General features: G+C 70.8%; 15 protein-coding genes. 9 read left to right on the forward strand and 6 right to left on the reverse strand.

Annotation, left to right across the window (positions count from 1 at the left end; all coding sequences use genetic code 11):
• Window positions 1-816 precede the first annotated feature (816 nt).
• Window positions 817-1,053 (reverse strand): chaplin, encoded by a 237-nt coding sequence (locus OG776_RS06265; RefSeq protein WP_148011646.1) that lies wholly within the window; start codon window positions 1,051-1,053, stop codon window positions 817-819.
• A gap of 245 nt (window positions 1,054-1,298) precedes the next feature.
• Between OG776_RS06265 and OG776_RS06270 the strand changes: the two genes are divergently transcribed.
• Complete coding sequence (locus OG776_RS06270; protein ID WP_148011645.1) at window positions 1,299-1,505, forward strand: hypothetical protein; 207 nt, start codon at window positions 1,299-1,301, stop codon at window positions 1,503-1,505.
• A 126-nt stretch (window positions 1,506-1,631) separates the two neighbouring features.
• Here the strand turns inward: OG776_RS06270 and OG776_RS06275 are convergent, their stop codons facing one another.
• Window positions 1,632-2,276 carry a DUF4360 domain-containing protein gene (locus OG776_RS06275; RefSeq protein ID WP_148011644.1) on the reverse strand — a complete coding sequence of 215 codons (645 nt, stop codon included), beginning with the start codon at window positions 2,274-2,276 and terminating at the stop codon, window positions 1,632-1,634.
• Between the two features lie 475 nt (window positions 2,277-2,751).
• Here OG776_RS06275 and OG776_RS06280 point away from each other — a divergent pair, with 475 nt between their 5' ends.
• From OG776_RS06280 to OG776_RS06290, 3 genes are all read left to right on the forward strand, one after another.
• Window positions 2,752-3,300, forward strand: a complete 549-nt coding sequence (locus tag OG776_RS06280) for a hypothetical protein (RefSeq protein ID WP_148011643.1) — start codon at window positions 2,752-2,754, stop codon at window positions 3,298-3,300.
• Window positions 3,301-3,749: 449 nt separating this feature from the next.
• Window positions 3,750-4,520, forward strand: a complete 771-nt coding sequence (locus OG776_RS06285) for an SDR family NAD(P)-dependent oxidoreductase (RefSeq protein ID WP_329319429.1) — start codon at window positions 3,750-3,752, stop codon at window positions 4,518-4,520.
• A 103-nt stretch (window positions 4,521-4,623) separates the two neighbouring features.
• Window positions 4,624-5,124 carry a hypothetical protein gene (locus OG776_RS06290; RefSeq protein ID WP_148011641.1) on the forward strand — a complete coding sequence of 167 codons (501 nt, stop codon included), beginning with the start codon at window positions 4,624-4,626 and terminating at the stop codon, window positions 5,122-5,124.
• On the opposite strand, the gene OG776_RS06295 is transcribed toward OG776_RS06290, so the two are convergent.
• Window positions 5,109-5,732 (reverse strand): TetR/AcrR family transcriptional regulator, encoded by a 624-nt coding sequence (locus OG776_RS06295; RefSeq protein WP_261994757.1) that lies wholly within the window; start codon window positions 5,730-5,732, stop codon window positions 5,109-5,111. The two genes, OG776_RS06290 and OG776_RS06295, sit on opposite strands and share 16 nt — an antisense overlap.
• Window positions 5,733-5,842: 110 nt before the next feature.
• On the opposite strand from OG776_RS06295, the gene OG776_RS06300 reads away from it, so the two are divergent.
• The 5 genes from OG776_RS06300 to OG776_RS06320 all read left to right on the forward strand — a co-directional run bounded on the left by OG776_RS06300 (window position 5,843) and on the right by OG776_RS06320 (window position 10,850).
• Window positions 5,843-6,781, forward strand: coding sequence for a carbon-nitrogen hydrolase family protein (locus OG776_RS06300; RefSeq protein WP_148011640.1), 939 nt, complete (start codon window positions 5,843-5,845; stop codon window positions 6,779-6,781).
• Window positions 6,778-8,160 carry an APC family permease gene (locus tag OG776_RS06305; RefSeq protein WP_329319432.1) on the forward strand — a complete coding sequence of 461 codons (1,383 nt, stop codon included), beginning with the start codon at window positions 6,778-6,780 and terminating at the stop codon, window positions 8,158-8,160. Before OG776_RS06300 ends, OG776_RS06305 begins: the two co-directional genes overlap by 4 nt.
• Window positions 8,161-8,730: 570 nt before the next feature.
• Window positions 8,731-9,744: an aldo/keto reductase gene (locus tag OG776_RS06310; RefSeq protein WP_148011691.1), complete on the forward strand. Its 1,014-nt coding sequence runs from the start codon at window positions 8,731-8,733 to the stop codon at window positions 9,742-9,744.
• Between the two features lie 48 nt (window positions 9,745-9,792).
• The gene (locus OG776_RS06315; protein WP_329319434.1) at window positions 9,793-10,212 is read left to right on the forward strand and encodes an SRPBCC family protein; all 420 of its coding nucleotides are present in this window, start codon (window positions 9,793-9,795) and stop codon (window positions 10,210-10,212) included.
• A 107-nt stretch (window positions 10,213-10,319) separates the two neighbouring features.
• Complete coding sequence (locus OG776_RS06320) at window positions 10,320-10,850, forward strand: HAD domain-containing protein (protein WP_148011690.1); 531 nt, start codon at window positions 10,320-10,322, stop codon at window positions 10,848-10,850.
• Between the two features lie 97 nt (window positions 10,851-10,947).
• On the opposite strand, the gene OG776_RS06325 is transcribed toward OG776_RS06320, so the two are convergent.
• The 3 genes from OG776_RS06325 to pgsB are packed head-to-tail and all read right to left on the reverse strand — an operon-like array spanning window position 10,948 to window position 14,139.
• Window positions 10,948-12,003 (reverse strand): NlpC/P60 family protein, encoded by a 1,056-nt coding sequence (locus tag OG776_RS06325; RefSeq protein ID WP_148011637.1) that lies wholly within the window; start codon window positions 12,001-12,003, stop codon window positions 10,948-10,950.
• Window positions 12,004-12,040: 37 nt separating this feature from the next.
• Window positions 12,041-12,523, reverse strand: coding sequence for a poly-gamma-glutamate biosynthesis protein PgsC/CapC (locus tag OG776_RS06330; RefSeq protein WP_148011636.1), 483 nt, complete (start codon window positions 12,521-12,523; stop codon window positions 12,041-12,043).
• Complete coding sequence (gene pgsB, locus OG776_RS06335) at window positions 12,520-14,139, reverse strand: poly-gamma-glutamate synthase PgsB (protein WP_148011635.1); 1,620 nt, start codon at window positions 14,137-14,139, stop codon at window positions 12,520-12,522. The genes OG776_RS06330 and pgsB overlap by 4 nt, the downstream gene beginning before the upstream one ends.
• Window position 14,140 lies beyond the last annotated feature (1 nt).

Genomic DNA, 14,140 nt, shown 5'->3' on the forward strand with positions numbered 1-14,140 from the left:
CGCGCCACGCGTCCGCGCGGCCGTCGTCGGCCCGACCGTCGCCGGTGCGAAGGCGGAGGGCGGACCGATCGGCACGGCGATCCGGGTCACGTATGCGTCGGCGGACCAGTCGGCTGTACATGGGCGACGAGGTGCGCGACCGCCCCCCGGTGAGCGTCAGCGATGTCTGCGGCGTGCTCTCGGCCGACGGCCACCACGAAGGGCCGGAAGGACCGCATGGGCGTCCGGGGCAAGGTTCGTACAGGAGGGGCATCTCCCCGGAATGACTCCGGCCGCACGCGTCGGCGCCGCCGGCGAACGGTCCGCCGACGGCGCTGGTGACGGCGCGCGGCGGGCCGCACCACCACGGTTGTTCCGGTCCCGAACGGACGCGCTTTCAGGCGGAATTGACGCCGGCGTCGTGCGGTCCGGCCGCGCCGGCACCTCGGAGCCGGCACCGTCACGGTCGGCGCCCTCGCGGAGGCGGGCGGGAGCCGACGCGGAGGTCACGGTCGGCAGGTCAGGTGTCGGTTCCGGCGCCGACACAGGAAGGCGACGACCGGTCTCCGGGGCACTCACCGGCCCATGGCGCGCATACGGTCCGGCGCGGGGAGGGACGGGCACTCCGGGCTCCGCGCCCTCCTGCGGGCGGCCGCGCCCGTGCGGGGTGGGCCGTCGCGCCCGCAGGACGGCGGGCTCCGCGAACGGCGGGGCGGGGAGGGCCTGGGAGGGACGAGGCGGGGTGGGGCCGGGAAGAGAGAGAATCGGCGGCCGGGCGGAGTCCGGTGACCGGACGCGCACCGCCGGGCAGGCTCCCTGCCCGGCGGCCCTGGCGGGTCAGTTGTTCGCGCAGGCGTTTCCGAACGCCGGGTTCAGCAGGCCCACCACGTCGAGCGAGTTGCCACACAGGTTGAGGCCCAGGTCGACGGGGATCTGAATGACGTTGCCGGACAGGACACCGGGGCTGCCCACGGCGGCACCGACCGGGGTCGGGTCGGCGGCGGAGGCGGTCCCGGCGGTGGCGGCGAGGGCCACGCTCGCCAGCCCGGCGGCAGCCATCAGACGAATACGCATTACAAGCTCCGTTCAGTCGCAGGAGTGCGGTGCCTCCACCATCACCTGCGCTTCAGCCGACCGACATCGTTGTACGTCCGAACGGGTCGGCGGCCCCCGTGAACCGTCTCCCGACCCGCGACCGGGCGCCGGCGGACCGCCCAGGACGGGCACCGCGCACGCGCGGCACCCGTACCGGACGCGTCGCGCGGGGCGTCCGGTTTGCCCGTAGCGTGAGAACAGGTCAGGTGGAACAGGGAGAGATCATGTCTACGAGCCAATCGGATTCGCCCGTGCCGTCCGACGAGAGGACGACCCCCGACGCACTGCTGCACACCGGCGCCGACGGCGAGGTGAGCGCGGAGGACCTGGTGCTCGCCGCGGGCCGGGACATCACCCCGGAGAGCCTCGCCTGGGCCGAACGCAAGCTGGCGCAGGAGGGGCCCGCCGCCCTCGACAAGCTGCTGCCCTGAGGGCTGTCCCGGTATCCCCGGCGGGCGCACGACGACAGCCATCGACTTGACCGGCTCCGATGCGGCAGAGCCGGTCAAGAACCCGCGGAGACCCGGGGTCGCCGGATCGGCGGCCCCGGGACACGGTCAGGGGCACTCCCTCCAGGCCAGGTGGTAGACGGTGCTGATGTCGCCGTCCGTGGAGTCCATGGTCATGAAGCTGGTACTGCCCGGCGCAGACGTGCCCGCGTTGACGCGCAGCTCGGTGTTGATGTTGAAGTTGCGCTGGACACCACAGGGCGCCCAGACCAGTTGGGCCCAGTCCGTGACGTCGGTGGCCTGCCAGTTGTCGTTGTACGGGCCGCCGAAGGGGTGGGTGATGGACGCCGTGTTCGAGGAGCCCTGGAAGTAGTACGAGGCCTTCTCGGTGCTGCTGGCGCCGCGCTGGAGCGAGGCGAAGCCGCGGTAGTCGGCGCTGGCGATGGCGTACGTGAAGCCCTGCGGCACGTGGACGATCAGATTGAGCTGGCAGTTCTTGCGGAACGCGGTGGGTTCGGAGGAGCCCCCCACCTGCGCGAGGTAGTCACTGTACGTGACGGTGAAGGCAGTGTTGTCGGGGGACACCGCGACGGCGGCGGTGCCCTGCGGGCAGCCGGAGCCGTTCACGGTGGCCACCTTGATGACGATCTTGTCCGGAGGCGGGTCGACGATCCCGGAGGAGGGGTCGGGTCCGGGCAGTGCGGTGGCGAACAGGGCGGCTATCGCGCCACCCAGAAGCAGCCCACCAGCCATGGTGCTCCCATCCGTTGCGTTGGCGTTTCCGGCGGCACGGATCGTGTGCCGCCGCGAATTGGGGGGTGCGGTGCCTTCCGCGTACGGGAGGCACCGTCGCAGACCAGTGCGTTGGATCAAGCGTGAACAGTTGAACCATGGACATGACAAAACCATGTGCATGGGCGACCCGGAAATGTGAAGGAGCCGTGAAGTCCGGGATCGACCGCATCGTATGTAGCCCGATGCCCGAGGGTCAGGGCGATCTCCGGCCATTCACACCGCGCGCCGTTCACGACGCATGTCCGTTCACGTCCGTGACCGCCGTCCTAGGACGCCGGATCCCCGAGACACCGCGGCAAGTCCAACCGGAGCGGTGCGTACGGCGCCGCACGGCCGCTCGCGGGCCACGGTTCCGGCGGACATGTCCTGGGACTCTCCCCGAATCCCCCCGCCGCCGCACGGCTGCGCCATCGCTCCTGCGACACTGAACGTCATGGAGTCCCGACACCTGCGAATCGGCCGCCGGCGCATATGGATGCTCAGCGGAGCCTGCTTCGTCGTGCTCGGCCCGGTCGGCTACGTCCTCGGCGGCTGGATCCCCGTGGCCGCCCTGTTCGTGGCGCTCGTCGCGGCCACCTCGGTCTCGCACTGGAAGGCCTCCTCGTGGCTCGGGCCCGCCGTGGCACGAGGGCAGCAGGAGAGCCGCCGGGACGTGGCGACGTTCTGCGTGGTGATAGCGGTCAGCGGCTACGCCCAGCCCCCCGCGCACACATCCCCCTCCGCTGGAGTCCCCGACCTGGCGGCACTGCGCCTGGAGGCCTACCGGGCCGCGGCGCACGACGACCTCAGCGAGGAACTCCGGGGCCTCGCGGCCGACGCGCTCGCCGCCGCCGACGCGGCACACACCGAGGACACCCCGGTGGCCTGGCGAGCGGCACGCGCGAGCGCCGAGCGGCTGGCGCACGCGGCGCAGGAGGGCAATCCCTACGTACGCAACCTGCTGATCCAGTGGGTCGAGGGAAACCCGGCCGCTGACCGCTAAGGGCTGTCCCGTCATCCCCGGTGGATCAGCGCGCGGCGTCAGATGCGGTGCATCGCAAGGCGGAGGGTCGTCCTCATACCGGGCGTATTCGGGCGATCCGACAACGAGGCGAGGTGCCGTAGCTGTCGTCGTGCGCCCGCCGGGGATGACGGGACAGCCCTTAGGCCGGGTCCGCAAGGTCTCGTCCGCCCGGCGACGCCCGGCCCGGCCTCCGGGCGCACGACGCGACTTCGCGGCCACGACCTGAACCGGGTCGGACCATCCGCCCGAAACAGGGACCTCGCGGCCGGTACGGTGGGCGCGGGCACCGCACGCTCCGGCAACTCCCGCCCCACGGCGCGCCATCGGACGACCCGGCGACGCGACGCGCGGCGAACCCCGCCCCGGGACCTGCGAGTCGACGCGGTGCGGCAGGTCGGCGTCCACGACTCCCAGGGATCGCGAGGACCATGGCGGACTTCTCCAGCAGGCCCGGCGCCGCGTTCGTCGCGGGCGGCACCGGCGGGATCGGCGCGGCCGTCGTCCGTACGCTGGCCGAGCGCGGCAGCGACGTGGCCTTCACCTACCGCACCGGCCGGGCCGGGGCCGACGCGCTCGTCACCCAGGTGCGCGAACACGGACGCCAAGTCCTCGCGCTGGCCCTCGACCTGACCGACGAGACGGCCACCGCGGAGGCGGTCTCCGAGGCCGCGGACACCTTCGGCGGCCTCCACACGGTGGTGTACGCGGCCGGCCCGCACGTGCCGATGGTCCACCTCAGCCAGGTGACACCACGTCAGTTCCGTGCCCAGCTCGAGGCGGACGCTCTGGCCTTCTTCCATCTCGTCCATCCCGCGCTGCCACGACTGCGGGAGAGCCGGGGCAACATCGTCGCCGTGACCACCGTGGCCACCCGCCGTTTCCCGGTCCGCGACGGGCTCTCCTCGGGCACGAAGGGGGCGGTCGAGGCCGTCGCGCGGGCGCTGGCGGCCGAGGAGGGCCGGTACGGAGTCCGGGTGAACTGCGTCGCCCCGGGCATGCTGACCGACGGCATCGCCGCCCGGCTGATCGCCTCCGGCGAGCTCGACGAGACGGCCCTGCGGATCACCCGCCACAACATCCCGCTCCGCCGCTTCGGCGAGGCGACGGACATCGCCGAGGCGGTGGCGTTCCTGGCCTCGGACCGCGCCGGTTTCATCACCGGGCAGGCCCTCGGGGTGGACGGCGGCTACAGCGTGTGACCCCCCGGTCGTACGGCGGGGAACCGACCGGTCCCGCCGCGCGTCTCGCACTGGACGGCGAGGTCGCCGTCGGGTCGTGCGGTGTCCGGGAGGCGGCTGGAGTTTGTTCATCGTGCTGATGTACGGCGCTCTCCTCGCCGTGCCACTCTGGACCGTCGCGGTCCTGGTGAAGGGGATCTCCGTCGCCCTTCCGGGACGCCGGCCGGACTGGGCCAGGGACTTGGCGCTCTGGTGCGCGGCCATGGCGGCCGCGGCCGCCGTGATCGTCTACTCGATCGGGCTCGGCTCCGTCGACTGGTACGCCAACGCGGCGGAGTCCGGGGCGAGTTCGTCCCCGGCCGAACCCTGCCGGTCCCTGAGCGCCGACGAGCTCGACCATCTCGCCGGGCACGAACCGTCGTATTTCCCGCTGGGCTTCACCTGCGTCCTGGACGACGGGAGCGTGGTCGCGGGCAAGGGCGACTACCCCTGGCTGAACGGCCTGGCCGCCGCGTTCGCCCTGGGGGCGGGGTCGCTGGTGCTCGGGGTACGCCTCCGGGACGGACTACGGACACGCGCCACCGCGAAGGCGCACCCCCGGCCTGCCCCTCAAGGCCGCGACTGAGCGCTTCGACCGAAGGCCGGATGACCCGTGACGGCCGCCGCGTGGTCGAGCAGGCGACCCTCGATCTCCTGCGCGGTCGCGCTGCCGACCAGCAGGTCCATCGCGTAGCCGTCCTCCAGCGCCACGAAGGAGCGCCCGAGGATCCGCGCATCCCCGGAGAGTGTGAACTCGCCGCTCTCCCGGCCCAGTTCCAGTACCTGCCGGTAGAGCTCGCTCTGCTGATCGACGAAGGCGCGCTGCCGTTGGGCGGCACTCTCGTTGCGCAACGCCACCGGAAAGAGTTCGAAGAGCAGCCGGGTGCTCTCCTCGGCCTCTCCGGGCCACGGCACGCCCGTGCGGATGCAGGCCCGCAGCCGCTCCACCGGGCCCTCAGCCCGCGCGATGGCGTCCTCGCGACTGACGAAGTACGTGGCCGCACTGCGCTCGAACACGGCCGCGAACAGTTCATGGATGTCGGTGTAGTAGTAGAGCACCGAGGCGGGAGTGACGCCCGCGGCCTTCGCGACATCCCGCAGCTTGGTGGCTGTGGCCCCGAGGTCCACCACGGTCCTGGCGGTCGCGTCGATCAGCTGGGCGCGGCGCTCCACCTGGTTTCTTGGTCGGGCCATGGCTGACATGCTCGCACACCCCCGGAAGACGACCGGTGCCGGCCATTGACCTGACTCCGTTCGTTAATTAAATTTCATTTAACGAATTCCCGAGTCGGACCTGGTGAACTATGTCCCGCGCTCTCCCCCTCGTCCTGGCCCAGGCCGCCCAGCGCGGCGCCGACGACCTGGACGGCCTGGCCACCGACGTACGCAGGCGCACGGCAGGGCTGCCCGCCACGCCGCTGGTCGTCTACCCCGAGCTCCACCTGGGCGGGCCGGCCGCCGGAGCCGCGCACCCCACCCCCTCCGAGCTGCCGGAACTCCTCGCCGAGCCCATGGGCGGCCCGCGGGACCGCGCTCTCGCGGAGATCGCCGGTGACCTCGGCGTCTGGCTCGCCCCGGGCAGCGTCTACGAGCGTGCGCCGGACGGACGGATCCACAACACCGCTCCCGTGTACTCCCCGCGCGGCGAGCGGGTCGCGGCCTACCGGAAGATCTTCCCCTGGCGGCCCTACGAGACGGTCTCCCCCGGCGCCGAGTTCACCGTCTTCGAGCTGGACGGCATCGGTCGCGTAGGGCTGTCGATCTGCTACGACGCGTGGTTCCCCGAGACCACCCGCCACCTCGCCTGGATGGGCGCCGAGCTGGTGCTGAACTTCGTGCAGACCTCCGGCAGCGACCGGTCCCAGGAACTCGTCCTGGCCCGCGCCAACGCCATCGTCAACCAGCTCTTCGTCGCCAGCGTCAACTGCGCGGCGCCCGTGGGCACCGGCCGGACCCTGCTCGTCGACCCGCAGGGCACCGTCCGGTCCGAAGCCGCGGGCGACAGCGACACCACCCTCACCGACGTGATCGACCTGGACGAGGTCACCAACGTCCGGCGTCTGGGAACCGCCGCCCTCAACCGGCCCTGGCAGCAGTTCCGGGCCGACGACCGCCCGCTCGAACTGCCGCTCTACCAGGGGCGGATCGACCCCGCGACGTGGACCGGCGCCACCGCCCCGGCCCCTCTGCCCAGCCACCCCACCGAGACCGGTGGTCCCCGGACGGAAGAGAGAATGCCGTGACAGAACAGCCGGCCCGTATGCGTGGAGACCTCGGGCTCCTCTCCGTGGTCGCCTTCGGCGTGGCCTACATGGCCCCCGCCGTCGTCACCTCGATCTTCGGAGTGATCGCCGCCACCAGCAAGGGCGCCGCGCCCACCGCGTACATGATCGCCACGGGCGCGATGCTGCTCACGGGACTCAGCTACGCGAAGATGGCCAAGGTCCACCCGAGCTCCGGGTCCGTCTACACCTACGCCCGCAAGGAACTCGACGCGCGCATCGGTTTTCTCGCCGGGTGGGCGCTGCTGCTCGACTACCTGTTCCTGCCGATGGTCGCCTGGCTGCTCCAGGCCATCTACCTCCACGCCCAGTTCCCGGCCGTCCCTGAGTGGGCCTGGCTCGTCATCAACGTGGTCCTGGCCACCGTCGTCAACGTCGTCGGCCTGAAGGCCGCCGACCGTGTCAACCGGATCCTGCTGGTCGGCGTGACCACCGTCCTCGTCGTCCTCGCGGTGCTGTGCGCCCGCCACGGCCTCGGTCACGGGGGCGCCCCCGCCGCGGGCCACGCCTTCTGGAACCACGCGACCAGCCTGTCGTCCGTGACGGCCGCCGCCGCGGTGGCCGCCTACGCCTTCCTCGGCTTCGACGCGGTGAGCACGCTCAGCGAGGAGGTGCGTGACCCGCGCCGCACCATCCCGCGCAGCATCATCCTGACCGTGCTGACCGGCGGCGGCATCTTCATCGCCATCTCCTTCCTCATGCAGTGGGCGCACCCCGGCGGCTCCTTCACCGACGAGAACTCCGCCGGCTACCTGGTGTCCACCACCGTCGGCGGACACACCTTCGCGGACGTCGCCAACATCGTCGGCATGCTCGGCGGGTTCGCCTCCTGCGTCGCCATCCAGGCCAGCACCAGCCGCCTGATGTTCGTCATGGGCCGGGACGGCGCCCTGCCGCGGCGGATCTTCGGGCGCCTGCACCGGAAACTGCTCACCCCCGTCACCAACGTGCTGGTCATCGGCGGGATCGGCCTGCTCGCGCTGAACCTGTCCCTCGCCGACGCCACCTCCTTCATCAACTTCGGCGCGTTCCTCGGCTTCGCCGTCGTCAACCTCTGCGTGATCGCCTACGCCGTGCGGCAGTGGCGTTCCGGAACCCGGCACTCACGCGTCCGCTACGTCCTCCTGCCCGCCGCCGGTGCCGCGGTGGACGTCTACCTGATCACCCAACTCGGCGGAACCGCCGTGCGACTCGGCCTCGGCTGGCTGATCCTCGGCATCGTCTGGCTGGCGGTGATCACCCGGGGCTTCCGCCGGCCGGCCCCCGAACTGCGGCTCCAGTCCACCGACGACACGTCCGCGCCGCCCGAGGCCACGGGCTCCCGCGTGCGAACGGCGTGACACCGGCATGACGCCGGGGCGGGGGTTTCCGGTCACGGAGCCCCCGCCCGCGCGAGCGACAGCCGCGTGCGGCGGTCGGGCAACTGCTGCGCGGCACGCGGCGGATGCTTCACCGCGGCGTTCGCGCCCTGCCTTCGAGATGCGCGTGAGGTGTGTCCGCGCCTAGGCTGACAGGAGGCATGTGAGGGTCTCCGACCAGGTTCGATGCCGATTCTCCTGGCCGCCGCGGGGACGCCGTGCGGTGCTGTCCGGGGGAGGACTCTTCCGGGAGATCGCGGCAGCGGCGCCGGTCTCGTCAGCGCACCTCCACGACCGGCCCGTCACGGGCGCGCGGTCGGCGCCGCACCGCTCGCCACGGGTCCGTGCATCGACGAGGGCGAGCGACGGCCCGTGCCCGGAGGACGGCGAGTCCCGGGCTCCCCGCTCGCACACCTGCCACGCCCGAGCGCACACATGACGCGCCCGAGGCGATGGCGAGGCGTCCCACCCAGGTCGCGTCCGATCGGGCTTCGGCCGCGGACCGCACGGCACTTGGGCATGGGGCGGTGGTTCAGTCAGGAAGGGCATGTGGTGAAACTCGATCAGATCCTCCCGGCACACATAGGGTTCGGCAGCGCACCGCTCGGAAACATGTTCCGCTCGGTTCCCGAGGAAGAGGCCGCGGCCACGGTCGACGCCGCCTGGGAACAGGGCACGCGCTATTTCGACACCGCGCCCTTCTACGGCTCCGGACTGGCGGAGATCCGTCTCGGGAACGCGCTCTCCGGCCGTCCGCGCGACGAGTACGTCCTCAGCACCAAGGTCGGCCGGGTCATCCTGGACGAGGAGGAGGACCCGGCCGCACGTGATCTCGGCGAGAAGGGCAACCTCTTCGCTCACGGTCGCCCGAACAAGATGGTTCACGTGTGGACGGCCGACGCGACGAAACGCTCCATCGAAGACAGCTTGAAGCGCCTGCGGACCGACCGCCTGGACATCGTGTGGGTGCACGACATCGCCCAGGACTTCCACGGCGACCTGTGGCTGGAGAAATTCGAGGAGGCTCGCACGGGTGCGTTCCGCGTGCTCACCGCGTTGCGGGACCAGGGTGTCATCAAGGCCTGGGGACTCGGCGTCAACCGCACCGAACCCATCGAAATCACCCTGGCGCTGGACGAGCCGCAGCCCGACGGGTTCCTGCTGGCCGGCCGGTACTCCCTGCTCGACCACGCGCACGCCCTGCAACGGCTGTTGCCCATGGCGGAGGAGCAGGGCGTCGGCATGGTCGTCGGAGGGCCCTACAGCTCCGGCATCCTCGCCGGCGGCACCCACTTCGAGTACGTCACCGCTCCGCCCGCGATCGTGGCGAAGGTCGCACGGCTGAAGGAACTCACCGACAGCCACGGCGTGAGCGTCAAGGCCGCCGCCCTCCACTTCTCCCTCGCGCACCCCGTCGCCGAGGCGGTGATCCCGGGCGCGACCCGGCCCGCCCACACCATCGAGGACCATGCCGCGTTCAACGAGAAGGTGCCCGCCGGATTCTGGGCCGATCTGCGCGACTCCGGCCTGGTCAGCCCCCTGGCGCCCCTGCCGGACGGGGCATGAGCCCGGTCGCCCGTCCACCGGCGTCCGAACGAGTTCTGGAGGAGCGACATGGCGTCCACATCGGTGAGCCGGGTCGTCCCGGCCTCTCCCGCACGCGTGTGGGAAGTCATCGGCGGGTTCGGGTCACTGCCCGACTGGCTGCCGTACATCCCCGATAGCACCTTCACGGAGGGCGGTCGCGTACGGCACCTGAAGAATCCCGACGGGGAGGTCATCGTCGAGCGGCTGATGTCGTTCGACGAGGAACAGCGCTACTACAGCTACCACATCCTGCAGGCGCCCTTCCCCGTCGTCGACTACCTGGCGACGGTGCGGGTCCACGGGATCAGCGGCGACGAGAACGCCGCGGAGGTCCAGTGGTCCGGCCGCTTCGTCCCCGTGGGGGCCACGGACGAGGAAGTGGTCGACCTCTTCACCGGCATCTACCGCGACGGCCTGGACGCTCTGGCCAAGACGCTCGGCGCCTGAGGCCAGCAGCCCCCGCCCGAACCGTGTTACGCCGGAAAGCCGTGTCCTGGCACCACTCCGGACTCTGAACCCCCGGCGTCGGGATCCGCCGTTATCGTGCTCCCGTGATGGGTTCCGTGGGTCGTCCGCTGCTCTTTCTCGATGTCGACGGGCCGCTCATCCCGTTCGGGGCGGTGTCCGGGCCGTATCCAACCTGGACGACGGCTCAGGAACCACCCGATGCCGACGCGAATCCACTCCTCGACCGGATCGATCCCGGGCACGGGATCCGGCTGGCCGCGCTCCCGTGCGAGCTGGTCTGGGCGACGACCTGGATGGCGGACGCCAACGAGTGCATCGCCCCTCGCATCGGTCTGCCACGGCTGTCGGTGGTGGTCTGGCCGGAGCCGTCCGGCATCGACGACCAGGACGAACGCGCCGGACTGCACTGGAAGACGCGCGCCCTGGTCGCATGGGCCGCCGGACGCCCGTTCGCCTGGGTCGACGACGAGGTCACCGACACCGATCGGTCCTGGGTCGCCGACCATCACCCGGGGCGCGCCCTCCTGCACCGTGTCGATCCCCGCCAGGGACTGGTGGACAGCGACTACGCGGCGCTCGACTCGTGGCTGCGGCAGACGGAGCACCCCGGCCGGTGAACCTGAAGCAGCCGTGGGGCCGGGCCCGCGGCGCCCGGAAAACCGGAACGGCTTGCCACCGTGGTGGTGGCAAGCCGTCGAAAGGGGACGCCGGGAATCACAGCCTCTTCGCGCTGCGGAACAGCTTGGCGTAGAAGCCGTTGCCGTCGATGCGGGAGACACCACCCGCGTCGCCGATCGTGGGGCCGTTCTGCTCCTTGCGGCTGGAGATGAAGACCTTGTGGCCCTCGGTGTCCAGCCCCAGGTAGAGGGCGACGTGGTCGATGTGGTCGGCGGTGCGGTGGTCCATCTTGAAGAACAGCAGGTCCCCGGGCTGCAGCATGTCGGTGTTCTTCGGGCGGGTGTACCAGGGGGACGGGCCCTGGAGCTTGATGATGTCGACGCCGGTCTTGGACCGGGCCATGCCGTTGGCCGAACGCGGCAGTCCGTCGCCGAGGGTGTCGCTGGCCATCAGCGGGTAGCGGGACCGGTAGCCCCACACCATCCGCATGAACCCCGAGCAGTCCAGCGCGCGGTAACGCTCCTGGCGCGGGCTCATCGTGGTCCCGCTGCGGAAGGTGTACGGGATGCCGAGGTAGTCGTAGAAGTCGTTCTGTTCCAGGCGGTCCACGCCGTCCGCCTTGTACGGGCCGAACACCGCGTCGCCCGCGTACGGTACGCCCGCGGAGTCCTTCTTGACCGGCACGCCCTGCACGTATTGGAAGGCGATCGCGAAGATGTCGTCTTCCTGGCTTCCGTAGTTCTGCTTGAACCAGTCCTTGAACCACTGCTGGTTCTCGGCGCCCTTGGTCCAGGGCTCCGACATGAGCCGGACCCAGTCGTCGGTGATCACCTTGGTGCTGGTGTTCGCCGGTTCGGTGAACGTGCGGGACGGGCCCTTGAGGGTGGCGGTTCGGGCGCCGTCGGTGAAGGTGGCGATGATCGCGCCCTTGCCGTCGCGCAGCACCGATCGCGCCGGGTCGTTCAGGCGCTCCCAGGTCTGCTTGCCGGTGGCCTTGCCCGAGTTCTGCAGGGCGTTGTCGGTGACCGTCTGGGCGGCCGGGACCTTCGCCTGTTCGTCCTTGCGTAGTTCGTAGGTGAAGTACGCGCTGCCCGCGAGCAGCGCCAGCACCGTCGCCGTGTGGACGACGGGGCGGCCTTTGCGCTTCGGCATGGTGAGGGGCTCCAGGATTGCGTCGGGGACAGCGGACTCAGGTGGAGGGCATGGCGCCGAGCAGGATGCCGGCGGTCAGCACCACATAGGTGGCGAGGGTGACCGAGCCGACGGACAACAGCGTCGCGCCCTTGGGCTGGCGGACCAGCTGGTAGCCGACCAGGCCGGGAACGATGAACCCGAGTGTCTGGTTGGCGTACAGCAGCGGGAACTCCATCTGCAGCACGATGATCACGGTCGCCTGGATGAGCACGCCGCTGAGCACCACGGCCGCGAAGAGCCGCTTGCCGTAGAGGATCACGAAGCGCTGCATCAACAGCGTGGCGAGGTACGTCAGTACGGTCACGCCGACCACCAGGGCGGCCCGCTGCAGGTCCTCGATGAGGGTGAGGGCGAGCCAGCCGGGAGTGATCATGCCGCCCGGCGACAGGTTGGTCGCCAGGTAGCACATCAACGAGAACATCAGGCCCAGGCCGATGCCGATCGCGGCGATCTCGGGGGTGAGGACGGAGGGGATCAACGCTGCTCTCCTGGGCTGTGCCACTGCTGGCTCTCGTCGGCGGAAGGCTGAGGGGGGATACGGGGTTCGAACAGCCCGCGGGGCGCGGCCTGTCCGGGTGCGGTACCGCTTTCCGGGCGCGCCTGCGGCGCGTGCGGAGCGGACTGGGCACCGTGGTGCTGCTGGGTCCGGGCGTCGTCCGGGTAGGGCCGGCCGTGTCCGGCGCGGTTCGCCCGCTGTTCCTGGTCCGGGTACGGATGTGCGGCGTCGCGCTGCACGGGAACCTGCGGGGCGACGTGCGGCTGCTGTCCGTAGCGCGACTCGTACGCCTCCGAGTACCGCTGGTAGGGGTCGATACGGGGCACGTACAGCTGCATGGTCTCGACGTGTTCGACCACGGCGGGCGCCGTCTCGGCCTTGCCGGCCGGGGCGGCGTCCACGACCTCGTCGGGGCTGTCGTCCGGCGGGAGTTCGGCGAGGTGCTCCAGCAGGATCTCGCCCTGGCCGTGGATGTTGCCGATCGCGACCAGTGAGGAGTCCGGGCCGAGCTGCTCCAGCATCCGGGCCATGAACTCCTGCGCGTCGCGCTTGTCGCCGCCGAGGTCGACGGCGCGTGAGCGGAACTCCGCGGGGATGGCGTCGATGGCGGACTTGGCCGGGTGGCCGATGACGAAGACGCGCTCGGGGTCGAGGTCGGGGATGATCTCGCCCATCTGCCCGTTGCGTTCGACGCGGTCGGGGCGGCAGTTGATGACCACGTTGACCGGGCGGTGGATGGCGCCGAGGTCGAGCAGCTGGTTGATGTTCATCAGCGTCGACTCGGGGTCGTTGGCCGCGAAGACGTTGGCGAAGCGCAGCTTCTTCCCCTCGGGCGTGACGTAGCGCTCGACGGAGAGGACACCCGGGTCCGGCGGCGCCTCGTACATGCCCTGCAGGGCCGTCTCCCGTTCGACACCGAGGAGTTCGGCCACCTTCAGCGCGATGGCCACGTTCTCCTTGAAGGTGAACCAGCTGAAGCCGCGCAGCTCCTCGTCGCTGACGATCTCCGGATCGGCGTAGATGAGTTCGCAGTTCCGGGCGTCGGCCTCCTCCTGGAGGATGTGGAAGCGGTCCTTCTCGGCCGTGACGCAGATGCCGTCCTCCGGCATCGACCGGCACAGGGAACGCGCCACGTCGTCCAGGGTGGGGCCCATCTCGGCGAGGTGGTCCTCACGGACGTTGCACAGCACGCCGATCGTGGAGCGGATCAGCTTGGACTGGTTGATCTCCTGCAGGGCCGGCATGACGGCCATGCACTCGATGACGAGCGCGTCCGGCTCGTAGGCGGCGGCGCGCCGCACGATGCCGATCTGCTCGACGACGTTGGCGATGCCGAACTTGCGGTAGACCGGCTCCTCGGTGGCGTCGGGGTGGATGAACCGGGCCGCGGTGCCGGTCGTCTTGGCGACGGTGGTCAGACCGCCGCCGCGCAGCGCGCCGGCGCAGAGCCGGGTGATGGACGACTTGCCGCGGATGCCGTTGATCAACACCCGGGTGGGTATGTGGTCCAGGTTGGTGTAGTGCCGACGCTGCTCCACGATGCCCGCGACGAGCATGATCGTGCAGCACACCAGCAGTACGGAGTAGAGGAAGAGCACG

The sequence above is a fragment of the Streptomyces sp. NBC_01689 genome, from assembly GCF_036250675.1.
Lineage (GTDB): Bacteria > Actinomycetota > Actinomycetes > Streptomycetales > Streptomycetaceae > Streptomyces.